The sequence below is a fragment of the Mucilaginibacter sp. SJ genome (assembly GCF_028993635.1).
Taxonomy (GTDB): Bacteria; Bacteroidota; Bacteroidia; order Sphingobacteriales; family Sphingobacteriaceae; genus Mucilaginibacter.
In genome coordinates, this window is sequence record NZ_CP118631.1 from 5,315,288 (window position 1) to 5,333,894 (window position 18,607).

Here is an 18,607-nt window from a genome sequence, read left to right on the forward strand (position 1 = left end):
AAGGAAGAGGTTGTGTTGATAAAAACAATATTTTTCCTAAAACTTATGGCATAGCTTATGGTTTTACTTAAAAACTCATAAGCTATGCAACCCGCAACTATTCAAGCCGAAAAAGGAACAAGCAATCCGCTTACTTTCGATGAGATCTTAATGTATGGCGGAGGGGATGATCCCCTTGAAGGCGACTGGGACGACCAGGAAGATGAAGATTTTGATGATATCCTTGAGGATAAAGAAGATCTGCATGAAATACAGGTTGATGGCAGTATCGGTGAGCCCGATCCCGAAGATGATGACCATTTACCTGATGATGATATTTAATATATTATGTGCTAAGTCTTGTTTGCTTGACTGCGACATGTCAGGGACTTTTTTGCTTATTCCTGTTGTTTCCCGTTGTTGCCTTAAAAGGCAATCAGAGCAGCTTGTTTCCAAGCTGAGTTAAATCAAAATTGCCTGACAATCACAACGCAGGCTCTTTTGTGTTGGATTTTTTCTCCATGATTTAATTTTTTTCGATCTGAATCTTATGAAGTTAAACAGATGGTTAAATTTAATTTGCAGTTAAAATGCGAATAATCTAATTTATTTGCTACATTACAATTGTTTTTGTATTGACAATAGTATTATTAATGCGATTTTAATAAAAAAATAATATTATTTTTAATAAATTATCATTTTTCGTTATTTGAAATTAATCGTTAGCCAAAACTGTCTGTTATGAAAAAATTAGTCGTCTTTTTGCCGATATTATTATCTTTTTTTTTAGCAAAAGCACAAAATCAGGATGTGCATATTAGCCTGGAGGCCCAGGGCATTGCCACTACCAATAATGCGGTGCCATTTTGGTTAAGGGCAAATCAGTTTGGCAGTGTTCCTTTATCGGGAGGTTCGGGAAGCCTGATCGGGAAAATTCGGAAAGATTATGACACAACAAAAACCTATGGATGGGGATTTTCCTTTGAGGGGCGCGGCAATGTTGGCAATACCACCCGGTTTACATTGATTGAAGGTTTTGTAAAAGCCCACGCGGGTGTTTTTGAATTACGTGCAGGCAGATCAAAAGATATTGTAGGTTTGGCCGATTCTACCCTTTCTTCAGGGTCATTTTCAGTTTCGGGCAATGCGCTGGGTGTACCCAAAATATCAATAGGCGTACCGCAGTATTATAGTATACCTATTTTAGGTAAGCTAATTGCCATTAAAGCTAACCTTGCAATAGGTTATATTGGCAATGTTGATATATCTTACAGGCACGCCCAGACCAACAATTCAAAAGCGTATTATCTTGAAAACTGGTTATATACCCGTATAGGTATGCCTGACTGGCGTTTTAAGCTGCAACTGGGTTTCAATCATGAAGCGCTATGGGGCGATGAAAAGGACATTTTTCCCAATTACCGCTTAACCGGGTCAGAAACGTTGTGGCATGTATTAATAGGTCAGGTTTATCATCATTCAAAAGTCGGCAATCATTTAGGCTCATTAGATGTGGGTGCCGAATATCGGTTTGATGGTGTTAATGTTTTGCTTTATCGTCAAAACTTATATGATAAAGGGGCACTTTCATCGCTTGCAAACATTGCCGATGGGTTAAATGGCTTAAGTATAACCAACACCAGGCCTGGTAACGGGAATTTTTATTGGAAAAAAATGGTTTTCGAGGTGCTTTATACGGCTAACCAGGCGGGTGCTCTTGATGCTAAACGAACAAATTCGGGATATGAAAATTATTACAATAATTATGAATATGCGCAGGGCTGGTCATATAAAGCTGTAGGTCTCGGTTCGCCATTTATTACAACCCGGCAGGAAGGCCGGGATAATCTACCATCTGCCCCAAACGAATATTTTATCAATAACAGGGTTACGGTGTTTCACGCTGCATCACAGCTTTATATATATAAATGGTTTTATACGGCTAAACTGTCGTATTCAATAAATAAGGGTAACTACAGCACAGGTAACAATAGCTTTATGGGCTCGGGAGGGGATGTTATAACCCCGGGTTTATACGGGGTGTTTAAACAGGTTAACCAGTTTTCCGCTTATCTTGAGGGTATCAGGCCGCTCAATAAGGGCTACAACATAGGTTATAATATAGGTTATGACAGGGGCGGATTATTGTACAATTCCTTTGGTGTTATCCTGAAAGTTTCAAAAACCTTTTTGTAATATGCCCATGTGTAAAATTTTAGCAAAACCACTCTTTCACCAAATCTAATTTCTCACTACCTTAGCACTTGTGGATAATTTCATTGTTTCGGCCCGTAAGTATCGCCCGGCTACTTTTGAAACCGTTGTTGGTCAGCAACATATAACCAATACGCTCAAAAACGCTATAAAAAATAACCAGCTGGCACAGGCATTTTTGTTCTGTGGTCCGCGTGGTGTGGGCAAAACTACGTGCGCACGGATCCTGGCAAAAACCATTAACTGTAACAACTTACAACCCAATGGCGAAGCTTGCGGTGAATGTGCTTCATGCAAGGCCTTTGAAAATGGAAATTCTTTTAATGTTCATGAGCTTGACGCTGCTTCAAATAACTCTGTTGATGATATCCGCAGTTTGATTGAGCAGGTGCGGATCCCGCCGCAGGCGGCACGTTACAAGGTTTATATTATTGATGAGGTGCATATGTTATCGCAGGCGGCATTCAACGCTTTCCTGAAAACATTGGAGGAGCCGCCCCATTATGCCATATTTATATTAGCTACTACCGAAAAGCACAAGATTCTGCCAACCATACTTTCACGCTGCCAGATCTTTGATTTTAACCGTATCAAGGTTGAGGATATGGCCAATCATCTGGCATCAATTGCCGGCAAGGAAAGCATAGGTTATGAACCCGACGGCCTGCATATCATAGCCCAGAAAGCTGATGGCGGTTTGCGCGACGCACTTTCGATGTTTGATCAGATCGTGAGTTTTTCGGGAGGGAAGGTAACTTATCGCTCGGTTATTGATAACCTGAACATACTTGATTACGATTATTATTTTAATATAACCGAAAGCCTGCTTAAAGAAGACACTGCCAAAGTATTATTATTTTTTGACGAGATCCTTTCACGGGGGTTTGATGGCGCGCATTTTATAGCCGGGCTATCCGAACATTTCCGAAACCTGTTGGTAGGCAAGGATCAATCGACATTAAAATTGCTTGAGGTGAGTGAAGGCATTAAAACAAAATACCTGCAGCAATCGCAGCAGGCTTCAGTATCGTTTTTGCTCTCGGCCATGAATATTGCCAACCAGTGCGATATTAGTTATAAGCTCAGCAAAAATCAACGGTTGCAGGTTGAGCTGGCACTACTCAAGATGTGCCATTTGCCATCGGTATTTAATCTGGCAACCACGCCACTCACCATAACTTCCGCAACCGACGGGGGATTAAAAAAAAAACCTGATACCTCAGCAGTAGCACCTGTTAACGGAGCACAGGCAAGCCCCGTTGTATCTGTAGTGAGTGAAGCTGCACCTGTATACAACGCCCCTCCAAAAGAGGTTATAATGCCATCTGTACCGGTAAAAGAAATATCTCCGGCCGAAAAGCCAAAGGTTATGATGCCTTTACGAAGTACGCTTACACCTTCATTAACCGGCGAGGTAAAAACGCAGGAGCAACTACTTGAAGAAGAAGACCCGTATTTAAAAGGCGAGGATAAAGAGGATTTTACTATGGATGCCTTTTTACAATGCTGGAGCGATTTTGCAGCATACGCAAAAAAGGAGGGCAAAAAAAACCTGGTAACTATTTTTACATCTAATGCGCCGCGCATGCTAAAACCTTACGTTTTTGAGGTAATAGTAGGTAACATGGTGCAGGAAAACATTTTCAGGGATGAAAAACCTGTTATGTTGAATTACCTGCGCAGTACACTTAAAAATTTTACTATCGAGGTAAATGCCCGGGTTGACGAACAAAAGGTAGTACGTAAGCCTTACACCGCGCCCGAAAAGTTTCAGCATATGGCAGCTCGCAACCCGCAGTTGCTGGAGTTAAAGAGCCGGTTTAATCTTGATTTTGATTAACTCCGCGTTTTGAATGCCGAGCTGTAAACTTAATTAAAAATCCACAACTCAGCAGTTAATAAATTATCTCAGCGGTTCCCTGTCATTTTTGGGGTATCCTTCTTCGTCAAGGTCATCCCGGTCATCTTCGGGAGTATGAGAAAGAGCTGCATCAACCGGATCAATCTCAACGCTTTCTCCGTTGTCAATGTGCATTCCCAATTCATCTACATCGGTTTCAAGCGAACGGTCTTCATCAAACTCGCCGTCTACATCGTAAGGGTTTGCCTCATCATAGGTAGAGTTAAAATCCCCGCCGTTTTTTGCGGTAGTATGATACGGATCGGGATGGTCATAATCCGGGTCGTCACTTTTAACATCGTACTCGTAGCTATTATCGTCCGGGTTATAACTAAGGTCTTCCTTATCAAGGGTTTCGCCCAGTTCATCTTTCAGGGTTTCGTCGCGATCAGGCAGATCATCATTGAAACCTGCATCGTCTATTTGATCGTTGTTCATAGGTTTGTGCTTTTATTATATAAATATACGCAGTAAAAATCCTGCCAAAAAGCAAATCAACCAAAAAAAGATTTAACCTAAGCTTAATAATGGATCTGTTTCCGGTAAGATGTAACACCGCCAATGGCAAATTTAAAACCTAAAGTAACCTGCGAATATGCGTCATTATGCGCACCGGCAACGTAGGCGTCAAGATTATCGCCCATAATAAAGTTATACTGGTACCCCAGGTCAATTTTAACTGCAGGCTGGTTGTAACTGTTAAACAGCTTAAACTCATAACCCAGCCTTAGCGGTATAAATATTTCATTTGTTTTAGGTTCGTAGGGCAATACCCGATTCTGCTCCAATAAAAGCACATCATCCGTTCTGTATACGACATTATTATTAATGTATCCTAATCCCGACGACAGGTAAAGGTTTTTGAAAGCATTGGCTATAGTACTTCTCGAGTAGTCAATTAATTCGCCGGCTTGTACCTGCACCCTGAAAGAGTAAGCGCTGAAATGGTTTTCAAATTGCCTTTGTGTGCTTGTAGCAGGCGAACCGCCTTTTAAACGGCCTACCTCCACGTTTAATACATAATTTACAAACGGGCTTTGATTATAAGTAAAGTTAAGATTTATAGAAGGTGTTGTTTTTAAGGTTTGCACATCGGTTGAACTGGCCTGGTTGATACCTGCGGCAAAGCCAACGTCATATTGCGCATAATCAAAGCCTATTTGGGCTTTGGCAAAAAACGATACAGAACACAACAGGATTATAATGGAGGTTTTTAGTATGGATTTTATCATAAATAAACGGTAGCACCTGTTTAAAAGGAGCTTGTTTTATGGTAAGCGTTTTATTTTATAAAAATAGCACCAAAGTTTATAAAAACAACAATGCCGGCGCTAATAATTGTCATTATAACGAAATCAATAACTTTTCATTGCATTATTTGATAAAATTGATAAAGTCAATTTTATATATTTGGGCCGTTTGTATAACAAAAACCACATCAGGCATGTCAAAAATAAAAGTAGAGAATCCGGTAGTTGAACTGGATGGCGATGAAATGACCCGAATAATCTGGAAATTCATTAAAGACAAATTGATTACCCCGTACCTTGATCTTGATATTAAATATTACGATCTGGGTATAGAGTACCGCGACCAAACCGACGACCAGGTAACTATTGACGCAGCTAACGCAATTAAACAATACGGCGTTGGTATTAAATGTGCTACTATTACTCCCGACGAAGCAAGGGTGAAAGAGTTTGGGTTAAAACAAATGTGGAAATCACCAAACGGTACTATCCGTAACATATTGGACGGCACTGTTTTTCGTGAGCCTATTGTTATGTCCAATGTACCCCGCCTGGTACCTAACTGGACAGCGCCTATCTGCATTGGCCGTCACGCGTTTGGCGATCAGTACCGCGCTACCGATTTCTTAACCAAAGGCAAAGGTAAATTAACCGTTAAATTTACTCCTGAAGATGGCGGCCCCGAGCAATCATACGAGGTATTTAACTTTAAAGGTGATGGTGTTGCATTAACGATGTACAATACTGATGAGTCTATCAAAGGATTTGCACATGCCTGCTTTAACCAGGCCTTAATGAAAGGCTGGCCTTTATACCTTTCAACCAAAAATACCATCCTTAAAAAATATGATGGCCGCTTCAAAGATATTTTTGAAGAGATCTATCAAAATGATTACAAGCAAAAGTTTGAAGCAGCAGGTATTACTTATGAGCACCGCTTAATTGACGACATGGTTGCATCGGCCCTTAAATGGAACGGTAACTTTGTTTGGGCTTGTAAAAACTACGATGGCGACGTACAGTCAGATACAGTAGCACAAGGCTTTGGTTCATTAGGTTTAATGACTTCAACCCTGGTTACCCCTGATGGCACTGTAATGGAAGCTGAAGCTGCCCACGGTACTGTAACCCGTCACTATCGTGATCACCAGGCCGGTAAGCCAACCTCAACCAATCCAATTGCATCTATTTTTGCTTGGACAAGAGGTTTGGAATTCCGTGGAATCTTAGATAAGAACACAGAATTGATCAATTTCTGCAAGGCTTTGGAAGAAGTTTGTATTGAAACTGTTGAAAGCGGCAAAATGACCAAAGATTTGGCCATCACCATTAAGCCAAAAGTGGAGCATGGTACCGATTACCTGTACACCGAAGAGTTTTTGGCTGCAATTGACGAAAACCTGAAAAAACGTTTAGGTAAATAATTACCAGGCGATTTAAATAAGAAAAAGCTCATACATATAGTATGGGCTTTTTTGTTATACAATAAGGTGAGTAAACCAATTTAGCATTTTCAATTTTCTATTTAACTCCTAACTTAGCAGGCAAAATACACAACACTATGCCGGCATTATATCCATTAAAATTTAAAACCATATATAAAGACAAGATATGGGGCGGTCAAAAGATCAAAACCTATTTGCATAAAGATTTTGGCAGCCTGCCAAACTGCGGCGAAACCTGGGAAATATCAGGCGTAAAATCTGATGTTTCGGTTGTAGCTTCAGGCGCTTTGGAAGGTGAATCATTAGCCGACTTATTAGAGCAATACAAAGACGAGCTGGTTGGTAAAAAGGTTTATGACCACTTTGGCAATATCTTTCCTTTATTGGTGAAATTTATTGATGCTAATGATGATCTTTCGGTACAGGTGCACCCCGATGACAAGTTGGCCAAAGTACGCCATAACTCATTTGGTAAAACCGAAATGTGGTATATCATTGAGGCTGATCCGGGTTCGACATTGATTACCGGTTTTAACCAGGAAATGACCGAGCAAAAATATGTCGATGCTTTAAACAGCGGCCATATCATGGATATCCTTAACAAAGAGGATGCAGTAGCCGACGATGTTTTCTTTTTACCTGCGGGCAGGGTACATACTATTGGCAAAGGCTTATTGATTGCCGAAATTCAGCAAACATCTGATATCACTTACCGTATTTATGATTTTGACCGGATTGATGATAAAGGCAATAAACGCGAGTTACATACCGAAGAAGCCCTTGCCGCGATTGATTATAAGCATTATCCCGAATATAAAACCCAATACGCGCCTAAAAAGAACGAAACTGTAAAGCTGGTTACCTGCCCTTATTTTACTACCAATGTGCTCGATTTTGATGAAAGTACATCGAAAGACTACTCTGCACTTGATTCATTTGTGATCCATGTTTGTGTTGAAGGCGGTTATACTGTAAAATATAACAACCAGGCGTACGCGGTTAAAATGGGCGAATGTATCCTGTTACCAAAAAGCATCGATAAAGTTGAGCTGGAAACAACGGGCGGTTTTAAAATACTGGAAAGCTATATTGAATAGTTTCGATATTAAGTATGGAGCTTTATTAAGCTCCATACTTAATGCCTACTGTGGTACGTTATCAAAAACTTCTTTTAACTGATTTATTCTTACAGGTTTGAACAGATAGTCAGAAACCTCAGAAATATTTTTAGCCCGGTGGATATCGTTAAGATCAACTGACGAACTCACGATATAAACAGCGATCTTTTTCCCCGTTTGGGGTTTTATTTTCGCAAACTCATGCATAAACTCCCATCCATCCATAACCGGCATATTAATATCCAGTAATATCACATCGGGTAAGTTATGATCTTCGTTTGCTTTTTTCAATGCGTAAATGGCTTCTTCTCCATTTACAAAATGGCTTAATTGGGTATTCAGCTCCTTTATGCTTATTAATTTTTTTAGGCCGTAAACGTAAATACTGTCATCATCCACAATCCAGGTGTTAGCTGGACTTCGCTCTGCAATCATCTCTTGGTAATTTAATTATACCAATCTGATAGTAAATTTTGTGCCAACGTTTACCGTGCTGTCAACTTTAATGCTTCCGCCTAATGCTTCAATCTGGTTACGGGTTATAAATAAGCCAATGCCTTTGGCATCCGTATTTTGATGAAATGTTTTGTACATGCCAAAAATCTTATCGCCATAACGGTCAAGATCAATACCAAGGCCATTATCTTCAAAAATGAGATAAATATGTTTTCCTTCTGTTAAGGTATAGCATTTTATAATGGGCTGCCTGTCGGGGTGACTGTATTTTAAGGAGTTGGTAAGCAGGTTTTGTAAAATACTTTCCATGTAAGCCGGTATATAACTGATCTCGCGGCATTGCTTAAAGTCACCTTCAATATGGGCATTTATGGCCTCAATGTTATTTTTTAATGCTGAGCAAATGTTTTTGAACATTGGCTCCAATTCAACCATCTTCTGCTCCTTGGTAATTTCGGTTTGAATCTTAACTATTTCGTTGATGTGTTCGATGGTTAGGTCCAGGCTGTCGCTGATAGTTTTAATATGCGAAAAGATCTCCTCCCGTTCTTCAGTTGTTTCGGTTTGTTCAAACAGGTTTACCATAAATTGAAGATTGCCCGTATGCGAACGAAGATTATGTGAAACAATGTACGCGAAGTTTTGCAGGCGGCGGTTTTGGTCGGTCAGTAAATTTATCGACTGTTCAAGTTTCAGCAACTTTCTTTTTTCACTGTCAATATCCTGAATAACCCCTTTAACAGATGTGCATTTACCCAGGTGATCAATCACAGGTACAGCCTTTACTTTTAACCATAACATATTGTTTTTGGCCGAACGTAAAAGCAGTTCAATATCAAAAGGCTTGCTATCTTGAACGGTATGGTTAATAGCATTTTGTAAAACAGGCCGGTACGGAGGCTCAAAAAAACTAATAAACTCTTCAACGCTGAGTTTTAAATGATTTTGAAGATCAAATAAATCATATACCTGTTTTGACAGCACAATGGCGTTGATATTTTGAGGATCAATTTCCCAAATGCCTAATCGTGCTGTTTTAAAGGCATCATCATTAGTGATTTGGTTATGTGCCGATAATAGGTCATCTTGTTTGTAACGGTTGATGTTTACAAGCGAACCGTAAACTATACTGCCATGCTCGTCGTCCAGTTTTCTGATAGTGGTTTGAAACCACAGGTATCCGTTTTTTTTTGTTAAAAAACGTAATTGAAGCGGCGGTGTGTCTTCCGTTATCCTGTTGTTAATGGCGTTGAAAAAAAACGCTTTATCGCCGTGGTAAAGCAAATGTTCAAAAAAAGTATAAGCATCACATTCAATTTCATTGACTTGATAACCTAACAGCGTATAGAAGCCTGTTGACCATTTTACTTCCCTTGTATTGAAATTGTACTTCCAGATCCCCGTATCCAGATCATTGATCAAAGGGGTAAGATGTACATCATCGCCGGAAAGTTTACCCTTTTCAAAAAAACTCATATCAACAATCTGTTCACTAATTCAATTTGTTTTTGACACTTGCTTATGATTAAAACATGTGCCATGATTTGAAGTTTTTATAATTTACAATCATTAGTTGTGTGGCCGTGGCTTCTTTTCAATCATTATTCCACATTTGCCCTGCTTCAAATATAATATTTTTGATACTTTATAATGTATTCTTTTACTGGTATTTACGGTTTTAAGAATATCTGGCCATATCTACTCCTAATTGAAGTAATATTTTACAAAAATATGCTCAGGCTTCATTTTTGTGTTGAAAAAAATGAAGGTATCCTTCATAAAATAGTTTGATGTAATTTAATTGTAAAAAATAGCGGGCACTAAGTTAATAAATATGAGTGAACTATTATTGGATATTATAATGTCCTATTTTACAGGCAATTTACCAGCGTTTAACTGTATGGAAAAATATTAAATCCTTATTTGCTTATTAGTTCATCAAGCGCGTTTTTTGCAATCCATTTGGCCGATTTGCTGGGCTGACTATATATATTTCGTGCAGTGTTAATGGCTTTAACTTTTAATATATTATTCCGTTTACCTATTTGGCGCAAAGCCCAGTTAATAGCTTTTTTAACAAAGTTCCGGTTATCCCAGGCTTCCCGCTCCATAATAGGAAACAGGTTTGTAAATATTTCGTCGGGCGCCGTTTTATTATGAACTGCATATTCGGCCATTAAAACGAAACCGGCACGTTTTACAAATTCCCGCTCATGGGCACCATATTCAACAGCTTTATTAATGGCGAATGGGGTGCGGTCAAAAAGATTACCGCAAACCTGGTCGCAAATATCCCATGAATAAAAGTCGCCGGTCCACCTGTCCATTAGTTCGGGGGTAACCTGTTTAGGATCGGCTATCATGGAGGCCAGCAACCGGGCTTCATGTATTTGCGTATCCCAAAGTGCCAATGCCAGCTCATGATCTTTTTTAATGACCTTCGCCAGTTTACGGATCTCCGGCAATTTTACACCCAAAGCTTGTGAGCTATCAATACCAAAACGGGCCATCCCTTTTAGGTACGCAGCATCAGCTTTTTCTTTAAGCTGTTCAATTATAAATGGTACGGCATCCATTTAATTGGTCATGCTTTTCTTTTGGAGGGTATTGTGAATAGGCACAACCTGCATCAGTGCCGCGCTGCAATAAAAAGGATGAAGCTCCATAACTAAAGCTCCCGCTTTGATGGCCGGATCGGTTTCAGTAAGTTTTTGAGCTTCTTCTACGGTTTCAACATTAAAAATAAAAATCCCCCTTAAAGGCTGGTTATCTAAAAATGGGCCGGCAACAACCAGCTTACCCTCAGCGGCAAGCCGGCCAATGTTTTTAAGGTGCGCCATCTGCAGCTGCATATTAGCCGTCGAATCTTTGAGTTGTGTTGGTCCTTCTTTCAGGAAAGCCATTACGTACTTTTTCATGCCGTAATCATCCGCACCCAGCTTTTTAGCAAGTGCAGCATCATAAACGGGTTTGGAGGCGGGAATATTTTGAGCAACGCAATTAAGGCTTAGTGCTACGGAGGCAATGATGAGTAAAGCTTTTTTCATGGACTTAGGGGTTATGTAATTGAATATAAAATCAGCTAACTGCCGGGCTTTTTTCTCGGATTTTGTCTATTGTCGAAAAACGTGATCAGGATTATTTTGTCTTCTTCAATTCTATAGAATAACGTATTATGTTTGGTTATAACAAAACCCCGTATTTGCTTTTCTTTGTTTTCTAAAGTCCCCATCTCGGGATAATTAGCTATGAGTTCAATTATTTTGTAGGTATTGACAACGAAGTGCTTTGTTACGTTTTCACCCCATTCCTGTTCTAAATATGCTATAATGGAATTAAACTTATCGCTGGCTTTGCGATTCCAGATTATTGCTTTAGCCATTTTTCATGCATGTGCTTTACCTGTTCGTGAGATAAAAGGTTTGTATTGTCAAAACTTTCGTTATAAGCTATCAATAATTCCTGCTTCTCGGCTTCGTTCAAATTGTTCCACAGGTGGCCGGTTTGATTAGCATTTAATTGCTGAATTAACTGATAATAGCTTTTCAATAATTGTTCATCATCAATCGTATCTATCAAATGATGAAAGTTTTCCTTAATGTTCATGGCCGGCCTTTTATAATGTCAAATTACTAATTTAATCCTTAACAACAAAGCCGGACAATGCCCGGCTCCAAATCATAATTTCAATATTAAAAATCCGAAATCGAAATTCCGAAATTCGAAATCAAAGATTTCCCCTTGCTTCCTGTTCACGTTCAATGGCCTCAAATAGGGCTTTAAAATTACCGGCACCGAATGATTTGGCACCCTTGCGCTGAATAATTTCAAAGAACAGGGTTGGCCGGTCTTCAACAGGTTTAGTAAAAATCTGCAACAGGTATCCTTCGTCATCGCGATCGACCAAAATACCTAAGCGTTTTAATGGCTCAAGGTCTTCATCAATATGGCCAACGCGGTCGATCAGGTCATCATAATAGGTTGAAGGAACAGTTAAGAACTCAACGCCACGATTCTGCAGCTCGGTAACGGTGGCTACAATATCATGCGTTGCAAGGGCCAGGTGCTGTACACCTTCATCCTCATAAAATTCAAGGTATTCTTCAATCTGCGATTTCTTTTTACCTTCGGCAGGTTCATTGATCGGGAATTTTACATAGCCGTTCCCGTTGCTCATCACCTTGCTCATCAAAGCCGAATACTCGGTCGAGATCATTTTATCATCAAAGGTGAGGATATTGCGGAAACCTAAAACCTCCTCATAAAAGTTAACCCATTCGTTCATTTTATGCCAGCCTACGTTGCCCACGCAATGGTCAACATACAGCAAACCGGTATCTGCCGGATTGTAATTATTTTCCAGCTTTTGATATCCCGGTAAAAACAAACCCTTATAATTTTTACGTTCAATGAACATATGCACGGTTTCGCCATAAAGCTTAATGCCGCTGGTGCGTACCTCGCCATTTTCGTCAGTTAGGGTTTGCGGTTGCTGATAAGGTTCGGCACCTCGTTTAATGGTTTGCTCAAAGGCATCGTAGGCGTCATCAACCCAAAGGGCTAATACTTTTACGCCATCGCCATGTTTTTTAACATGATCGGCAATGGGATGCTCAGAGTGCAGGGGAGTGGTAAGCACAATCCTGATCTTGCCTTGTTGTAATACGTATGATGCCCTGTCGCGCACACCGGTTTCGGGCCCGGCGTAAGCCAGGTTTTGAAAACCGAATGCGCTTTTATAGTAATGGGCCGCCTGTTTGGCATTGCCTACATAAAATTCAACGTAATCCGTACCATTAAGGGGGAGGAAATCAGCAGCCCCCTCTAAATCTCCCCCGGTAGGGGAGACTTTTTTATCTAAAGTTTGTGTGTGCATTTTAATTAGTGATTTAGTGAGTTAATGATTAGTGATTTTGGCATTACGGCTAATAGCCTTTCAGCTTTTACCTTTCGCCTTTAACCTCACATCTGCCAGCTTTTATAATAATTTTCATCCTCTATCCTGATGGCATCCTCCGTGAGCATCAGCGGCCTGAATGGGTCGATCATCACCGCCAGTTCATCTGTTGATTCTTTGCCTATTGATTTTTCGACCGAGCCGGGATGCGGGCCATGAGGGATGCCGCCCGGGTGCAGGGTGATTTGCCCTTTCACTACGCTTTTGCGGCTCATGAAATCGCCATCTACATAGTACAAAACCTCGTCACTGTCTACATTGCTGTGGTTATAAGGTGCAGGGATAGACAGCGGGTGATAGTCAAACTTGCGGGGCACAAATGAGCATATTACAAAGTTGTTGCCTTCAAAGGTTTGATGTACCGGTGGTGGTTGGTGCAACCTGCCGGTTATCGGTTCAAAATCATGGATGGATAATGCCCATGGGTAATGGAAACCATCCCAGCCTATAAAATCAAAAGGATGGGTGCCGTAGATATAAGGATAAATGAGGCCCTGCTTTTTAATCAGGATCTTGAAATCGCCGTGCTCATCATAAGTTTTCAGATCGGCCGGTAGTTTGATATCGCGCTCACAATAAGGCGAATGCTCCATCAATTGCCCATACTGGTTGCGGTAACGCTTTGGCGGACGAATAGGACTAAAACTTTCGACAATAAAAAGTCGGTTGGCCGGTCCGTCAAACTCCATCTGGTAAATGGTACCGCGGGGGATCACCAAATAATCGCCGTATTGAAATTTGATATTGCCGAAGCCTGTTTTTAAAGTGCCGGTGCCTTCATGAATGAAAACCACTTCATCGGCCTGGCTATTTTTATAAAAATAGTCAGTCATGCTTTGGCGTGGTGCTGCCAGCGAAATATGCAGATCGCTGTTTACCAGTACCGGCTTGCGGCTTTGCAGATAGTCATTTTCCGGTTGCACGTTGAAGCCTATCAAACTGGTATGCTTCAGGTGCTTTTCGCGCGCTATTTTAGGCTCTACGCTGTAGGGCTCGCCAAGTGTTTTTACAATGGTGGGCGGGTAGGCGTGGTACACCAGCGAATAAAGGCTCGAAAAACCTTCGGTTGATACCAGCTCTTCGGCATATAAACTACCATCGGGCTTACGGAATTGCGTATGCCGCTTAGGCGGAATTGATCCTAAACTATGATATAGAGGCATGGCTTGTAATGTTAATTGGTTGTAAGGTTTTAATGTTGCAAGGTTTGTTTTTACCCGATTAAAACTTTATTATTTATTGAACAGAAGCAAATGAAGATGGTTTTGATGAAAGGAGTTTAATGGGCGTTGTTTAGACAGAATTACACGTGCGCGTACTTAGCTTAAGGTAATACCCAAGCTTGCTACATTAAAACCTTTCAACAAAAAACAGATGAATTAGTATTGCGCCAGTACGATCTTGGCAAGCATAGCATCTCTGAACGATGAGGCATCGCTCATGGAGGTTAACCCCAATGAAAACAGAAAATGCATTTGTACGCGTAACATGATACTAAGTTAGGGGGATTATATTTAGGATGCAAGTTTTGGGTTGAATAGTGAGTGGTTGATTAGGTGACTGGTTAGTTATTTTTTAATCCTTACGCCGCCGCTCGGCTCCAGCCGAGTGGCAACTATAAAACGGCCTCTGGCCGCCGGCATGATGTATACAGGCCAGAGGCCTGGGAATAATTACCACCCGGCTGGAGCCGAGCGGTGGCCGAAAGTTGTAACCTCTAACCTGATCAACTATATAAACTGCTAACTATTCAAGCAACTACTCACCTAATCAACTTAATCAACCATTCACTCTCCAATAATCAACCATTCACCATAATTCCCTCAACCAAAATCATTAGCTTTGATTATACCAATTAAGCTACTCTATGAAATTAGTATCCTATAAAACCGAAGACCGAGAACATCTTGGCGTTTTTGTTAATGGCCATATCTATAATTTAAACTCATGCGATAAGCTGATCCCTGATAACATGAACGAGTTTTTATGGGGAGGGCCCGAACTGATGGAACACGCGGCGCGGGTTAATGAAGAAATCCGGTCGGGAAAGATAGAGGCTAAAGAGGAGCTGTTTTTTGAGCTGATGGCCCCGGTGCCGCACCCAACATCATGCCGAGACGGTTATGCCTTCCGTCAGCATGTGGCTTCGGCAAGGCGTAACCGTAAGCTGGATATGATACCCGAGTTTGATCAGTATCCTATCTTTTATTTCACTAACCATAACGCTGTACAAGGCCCCGGCGAAATTGAATGTATGCCCGATCATTTTCAAAAGCTTGATTTTGAACTGGAAGTGGCGGTGGTGCTTAATAAAAAAGGACGTAACATTACAGCTGCCGAAGCAGATAGCTTTATAGCGGGATATATGATCATGAATGATATGAGCGCCCGCACCCTGCAAATGGAAGAAATGCTGCTGAACCTTGGCCCGGCAAAGGGTAAGGATTTTTCGACGGTGGTTGGTCCCTGGCTGGTAACACCCGATGAACTGGAGCAATATAAAGTACCTGCGAAACCCGGGCATACCGGTAACGCCTATAACCTGGAGATGAAGTGCGTGGTGAATGGCAAACAGGTATCGGCAGGTAATATGGCCGATATGGACTGGACCTTTGCCGAGATCATTGAGCGTGCTGCCTACGGATGCAATGTATTACCGGGCGACGTAATTGGCTCAGGAACGGTTGGTACGGGCTGTTTTCTTGAATTGAATGGCACCGGCGTACTTAATAATGCCGATTATGAACCACAATGGCTGCTACCCGGCGATTTGGTTGAAATGGAGGTTACCGGTTTAGGGATGCTGGGGAATATTATTAAAAAGGCCGATAGTGATTTTTCGATCTTGAAGTTAAAGAAGTAAAAAGAGTCTATCACACTATTGCAAATAATTGTGTCATTGCGAGAAACCATTAGGGAAATTCCGGAAAAAATGGCGATGACGTATAAAATACATTTTAGAGATGGTGTGCGGGGCGCGTTAGTGATAGGAGCGGATACCGGCCTTGTGGCTAATGCCTGTGCAGTATAAGCGTATAGCACGGGCCGCAGGCAACGCCCATATTTATAAAGCAATCAAAAAAATATACTTAATAATCAATAACTTACAAATACGTCATTATAAGGTACGAAGCAATCCCAAACTTACAGAGTAACATGTATAGCCTCTCTGCCAATCGGGGATTGCTTCGTACCCCGCAATGACGGTTGTGAATAAAAACGTGTATGCCCACCATTAACATATCCGATCTTTCTCCCGTTCAACTTCAAAGTTACCTGAACTTTGCGGTAGCTCCGCGGCCGATTTGCCTGGCGTCTACAGTTGATAGGGCGGGAAATGTAAACCTGAGCCCTTTCAGTTATTTTAATATTTTCAGCGTTAATCCGCCGATATGTATTTTTTCGCCATCGCGTAGGGTACGGGACAATACCACCAAACACACGCTCGAAAATGTAAAAGAAATACCCGAATGCGTGATCAATATTGTTAATTATGATATGGTGCAGCAAACTTCGCTCTCAAGCGTAGAATATCCGCAGGGCGTTAATGAGTTTATCAAATCGGGTTTAACACAGTTACCCTCGCAATTGGTAAAACCCCCGCGCGTGGCCGAATCATATGTGCAGCTGGAATGTGTGGTTAAGGAGGTGATTGAACTGGGGCAAGGCCATGGCGCCGGTAATCTTGTTCTTGCCGAAATTAAATTGATCCATATCAGCGATACCGTTTTAGACGCGGATGGTAAAATAAACCAAGCCAAAATGGACCTGGTTGCCCGGCTTGGCGGCGACTGGTATTGCCGGGTTACTAAAGATAACCTGTTTAAAGTAGCCAAACCCAATACCAAAATGGGTATAGGTGTTGATGCACTGCCTTATGCTATCCGCAACTCAAGGATCCTTACAGGTAACAACCTCGGGCAATTGGGTAACCTCGAAGCTATACCCGGCGATGAAGCTATAGAAGCCTTTGCGCTTACCCCGGAGATAAAAGAAGTACTTGATGCCACCATCGGCGACAGCCAGACCCGTGAGTTGCAATTACATTTGAAAGCTAAGCAATTGCTTGAAGAGGAGCGGGTTGAAGAAGCTTTGATGGCGTTGCTGATGGAATGATAGCTGAATATGTTTTCTTCTGCCAGTGTAGGAAGGATCATCAGCTACATCCCTTTAAAGTCTGTTATAGTGTTTCCATCATACCTATACACTCCACCTACAGCACCAAACCAAATATTTCCTTTATCATCTTCTAAAATCCCAAAAACCATTGGCTTATTAGTTATTTCGGTTACTGATGGCTTTTTATCAGACAAGGATTTTTCATCGTAACGGGAAAGCGCCCAGGCCGCTGTATTAGCGCTAAAGCCAGAAAGTACCCTGGTGGGGTTATCAGCACTTTCTGAACTTGTCCAAATGTTTCCTTTTTTATCTTCGTAAACGTAACCCGCAAATTTCCGGGTGAAATTGGTAAATAAACTACCATCATAGCGCCACAGTCCATCGCGGCCGGCGAGCCAGATATTGCCTTTTTTATCTTCCATTACAGAACGAACATTGGTAAAAGGTTTACCATTACGGCTGAAAACGTTAAATATTTTTCCGTCGTACACAAAGGTGTTGCCTCTTGTGGCAAACCAAAGCTTGCCCGTTCTGTCTTCAATAATTGAATTAACTTCGTAAGGTGCCCTATCCTGAAATGTTTTCCCTGTTGGGTCTTCATTCATCCCATATCCGTTTATGATATAATTCCGAAATGATATTCCATCATACCGGCTTGCTCCACCCCAAACGCCGAACCAGATGCTGCCTTTTTTATCTTCATAAATACTTACAACATCATTATTGAGAAGGCCATCCTTAATTGTAAAATTACGAAAGGATTTACCATCGTAACGATAAACACCTGAACCGATAGAGCCGAACCACAAGTTGCCTTTTCTATCTTCTAAAACAGAAAAGAAGCGGGCCGAACTCACTTTACTTGTGATATTGGTAAAAGATTTCCCATTGTACCGAAAAATACCATCAAATGCAGCAATCCAAATGTTGCCTTTTTTATCTTGTATGATATTACGCGTGATTCGGTTAGGTACGGTGGGGGCGCTTAAGCTTTCGGCATGCTTTTGCTGGGCCTGTGCGGGGAAATAAATTACTCCTGCCAGCAGTATAATCAGGCAGGACAGAACGTTTCTTTTATTTTTCATATCATATCAAAGTTGATCCAGCGAAATTACTTTGATACCTTTCTGTCAGAAGAACCAGGATTGTAAATAAAAATGTAAACTTTG

General features: G+C 41.1%; 18 protein-coding genes. 7 read left to right on the plus strand and 11 right to left on the minus strand.

What is annotated here, in order from left to right:
• The first annotated feature begins 84 nt into the window (after positions 1-84).
• From MusilaSJ_RS22105 to MusilaSJ_RS22115, 3 genes are all read left to right on the plus strand, one after another.
• Positions 85-321, plus strand: coding sequence for a hypothetical protein (locus MusilaSJ_RS22105; protein ID WP_090528506.1), 237 nt, complete (start codon positions 85-87; stop codon positions 319-321).
• Between the two features lie 399 nt (positions 322-720).
• The gene (locus MusilaSJ_RS22110; RefSeq protein WP_274986962.1) at positions 721-2,175 is read left to right on the plus strand and encodes a capsule assembly Wzi family protein; all 1,455 of its coding nucleotides are present in this window, start codon (positions 721-723) and stop codon (positions 2,173-2,175) included.
• Between the two features lie 70 nt (positions 2,176-2,245).
• Positions 2,246-4,033: a DNA polymerase III subunit gamma/tau gene (locus MusilaSJ_RS22115; protein WP_274986963.1), complete on the plus strand. Its 1,788-nt coding sequence runs from the start codon at positions 2,246-2,248 to the stop codon at positions 4,031-4,033.
• Positions 4,034-4,096: 63 nt separating this feature from the next.
• Here MusilaSJ_RS22115 and MusilaSJ_RS22120 read toward each other — a convergent pair whose 3' ends face one another.
• Positions 4,097-4,531, minus strand: a complete 435-nt coding sequence (locus MusilaSJ_RS22120; RefSeq protein WP_274986964.1) for a hypothetical protein — start codon at positions 4,529-4,531, stop codon at positions 4,097-4,099.
• An 83-nt stretch (positions 4,532-4,614) separates the two neighbouring features.
• A complete protein-coding gene (locus MusilaSJ_RS22125; RefSeq protein WP_274986965.1) occupies positions 4,615-5,325 on the minus strand; it encodes a hypothetical protein in 711 nt (236 codons plus the stop codon).
• Between the two features lie 212 nt (positions 5,326-5,537).
• On the opposite strand from MusilaSJ_RS22125, the gene MusilaSJ_RS22130 reads away from it, so the two are divergent.
• Both MusilaSJ_RS22130 and MusilaSJ_RS22135 read left to right on the plus strand, forming a co-directional pair.
• On the plus strand, positions 5,538-6,767 hold the full coding sequence (locus MusilaSJ_RS22130) for an NADP-dependent isocitrate dehydrogenase (protein WP_090529643.1): 1,230 nt from the start codon (positions 5,538-5,540) through the stop codon (positions 6,765-6,767).
• 137 nt (positions 6,768-6,904) lie between these two features.
• Positions 6,905-7,885: a type I phosphomannose isomerase catalytic subunit gene (locus MusilaSJ_RS22135; RefSeq protein ID WP_274986966.1), complete on the plus strand. Its 981-nt coding sequence runs from the start codon at positions 6,905-6,907 to the stop codon at positions 7,883-7,885.
• A gap of 45 nt (positions 7,886-7,930) precedes the next feature.
• On the opposite strand, the gene MusilaSJ_RS22140 is transcribed toward MusilaSJ_RS22135, so the two are convergent.
• The 8 genes from MusilaSJ_RS22140 to MusilaSJ_RS22175 all read right to left on the minus strand — a co-directional run bounded on the left by MusilaSJ_RS22140 (position 7,931) and on the right by MusilaSJ_RS22175 (position 14,482).
• Positions 7,931-8,341 carry a response regulator gene (locus tag MusilaSJ_RS22140; protein WP_274986967.1) on the minus strand — a complete coding sequence of 137 codons (411 nt, stop codon included), beginning with the start codon at positions 8,339-8,341 and terminating at the stop codon, positions 7,931-7,933.
• 15 nt (positions 8,342-8,356) lie between these two features.
• The gene (locus MusilaSJ_RS22145; RefSeq protein ID WP_274986968.1) at positions 8,357-9,838 is read right to left on the minus strand and encodes a PAS domain-containing sensor histidine kinase; all 1,482 of its coding nucleotides are present in this window, start codon (positions 9,836-9,838) and stop codon (positions 8,357-8,359) included.
• Between the two features lie 443 nt (positions 9,839-10,281).
• Positions 10,282-10,938 (minus strand): DNA alkylation repair protein, encoded by a 657-nt coding sequence (locus MusilaSJ_RS22150; protein WP_274986969.1) that lies wholly within the window; start codon positions 10,936-10,938, stop codon positions 10,282-10,284.
• Positions 10,939-11,409: a YciI family protein gene (locus MusilaSJ_RS22155; RefSeq protein WP_274986970.1), complete on the minus strand. Its 471-nt coding sequence runs from the start codon at positions 11,407-11,409 to the stop codon at positions 10,939-10,941.
• 35 nt (positions 11,410-11,444) lie between these two features.
• Entirely contained in the window at positions 11,445-11,744 is a 300-nt protein-coding gene (locus tag MusilaSJ_RS22160) for a type II toxin-antitoxin system RelE/ParE family toxin (RefSeq protein ID WP_274986971.1), read from the minus strand.
• Positions 11,729-11,968 (minus strand): hypothetical protein, encoded by a 240-nt coding sequence (locus MusilaSJ_RS22165; protein WP_274986972.1) that lies wholly within the window; start codon positions 11,966-11,968, stop codon positions 11,729-11,731. Before MusilaSJ_RS22165 ends, MusilaSJ_RS22160 begins: the two co-directional genes overlap by 16 nt.
• A 121-nt stretch (positions 11,969-12,089) precedes the next feature.
• Positions 12,090-13,238, minus strand: a complete 1,149-nt coding sequence (gene hppD, locus MusilaSJ_RS22170) for a 4-hydroxyphenylpyruvate dioxygenase (RefSeq protein WP_274986973.1) — start codon at positions 13,236-13,238, stop codon at positions 12,090-12,092.
• 86 nt (positions 13,239-13,324) lie between these two features.
• The gene (locus tag MusilaSJ_RS22175) at positions 13,325-14,482 is read right to left on the minus strand and encodes a homogentisate 1,2-dioxygenase (RefSeq protein WP_274986974.1); all 1,158 of its coding nucleotides are present in this window, start codon (positions 14,480-14,482) and stop codon (positions 13,325-13,327) included.
• A gap of 704 nt (positions 14,483-15,186) precedes the next feature.
• Between MusilaSJ_RS22175 and MusilaSJ_RS22180 the strand changes: the two genes are divergently transcribed.
• A complete protein-coding gene (locus MusilaSJ_RS22180) occupies positions 15,187-16,182 on the plus strand; it encodes a fumarylacetoacetate hydrolase family protein (RefSeq protein ID WP_274986975.1) in 996 nt (331 codons plus the stop codon).
• 362 nt (positions 16,183-16,544) lie between these two features.
• Entirely contained in the window at positions 16,545-17,435 is an 891-nt protein-coding gene (locus tag MusilaSJ_RS22185; protein WP_274986976.1) for a flavin reductase family protein, read from the plus strand.
• 44 nt (positions 17,436-17,479) lie between these two features.
• On the opposite strand, the gene MusilaSJ_RS22190 is transcribed toward MusilaSJ_RS22185, so the two are convergent.
• Positions 17,480-18,523, minus strand: coding sequence for a ligand-binding sensor domain-containing protein (locus MusilaSJ_RS22190; RefSeq protein WP_274986977.1), 1,044 nt, complete (start codon positions 18,521-18,523; stop codon positions 17,480-17,482).
• Between the last annotated feature and the right edge of the window lie 84 nt (positions 18,524-18,607).

Coding starts and splice junctions, on each gene's coding strand:
- MusilaSJ_RS22140 (WP_274986967.1), bottom strand. CDS start 8,341: ATGATTGCAGAGCGAAGTCCAGCTAACACCTGGATTGTGGATGATGAC.
- MusilaSJ_RS22120 (WP_274986964.1), bottom strand. CDS start 4,531: ATGAACAACGATCAAATAGACGATGCAGGTTTCAATGATGATCTGCCT.
- MusilaSJ_RS22190 (WP_274986977.1), bottom strand. CDS start 18,523: ATGAAAAATAAAAGAAACGTTCTGTCCTGCCTGATTATACTGCTGGCA.
- MusilaSJ_RS22175 (WP_274986974.1), bottom strand. CDS start 14,482: ATGCCTCTATATCATAGTTTAGGATCAATTCCGCCTAAGCGGCATACG.
- MusilaSJ_RS22150 (WP_274986969.1), bottom strand. CDS start 10,938: ATGGATGCCGTACCATTTATAATTGAACAGCTTAAAGAAAAAGCTGAT.
- MusilaSJ_RS22135 (WP_274986966.1), top strand. CDS start 6,905: ATGCCGGCATTATATCCATTAAAATTTAAAACCATATATAAAGACAAG.
- MusilaSJ_RS22155 (WP_274986970.1), bottom strand. CDS start 11,409: ATGAAAAAAGCTTTACTCATCATTGCCTCCGTAGCACTAAGCCTTAAT.
- MusilaSJ_RS22125 (WP_274986965.1), bottom strand. CDS start 5,325: ATGATAAAATCCATACTAAAAACCTCCATTATAATCCTGTTGTGTTCT.
- MusilaSJ_RS22130 (WP_090529643.1), top strand. CDS start 5,538: ATGTCAAAAATAAAAGTAGAGAATCCGGTAGTTGAACTGGATGGCGAT.
- MusilaSJ_RS22105 (WP_090528506.1), top strand. CDS start 85: ATGCAACCCGCAACTATTCAAGCCGAAAAAGGAACAAGCAATCCGCTT.
- MusilaSJ_RS22110 (WP_274986962.1), top strand. CDS start 721: ATGAAAAAATTAGTCGTCTTTTTGCCGATATTATTATCTTTTTTTTTA.
- MusilaSJ_RS22160 (WP_274986971.1), bottom strand. CDS start 11,744: ATGGCTAAAGCAATAATCTGGAATCGCAAAGCCAGCGATAAGTTTAAT.
- MusilaSJ_RS22165 (WP_274986972.1), bottom strand. CDS start 11,968: ATGAACATTAAGGAAAACTTTCATCATTTGATAGATACGATTGATGAT.
- hppD (WP_274986973.1), bottom strand. CDS start 13,238: ATGCACACACAAACTTTAGATAAAAAAGTCTCCCCTACCGGGGGAGAT.
- MusilaSJ_RS22180 (WP_274986975.1), top strand. CDS start 15,187: ATGAAATTAGTATCCTATAAAACCGAAGACCGAGAACATCTTGGCGTT.
- MusilaSJ_RS22145 (WP_274986968.1), bottom strand. CDS start 9,838: ATGAGTTTTTTTGAAAAGGGTAAACTTTCCGGCGATGATGTACATCTT.
- MusilaSJ_RS22185 (WP_274986976.1), top strand. CDS start 16,545: ATGCCCACCATTAACATATCCGATCTTTCTCCCGTTCAACTTCAAAGT.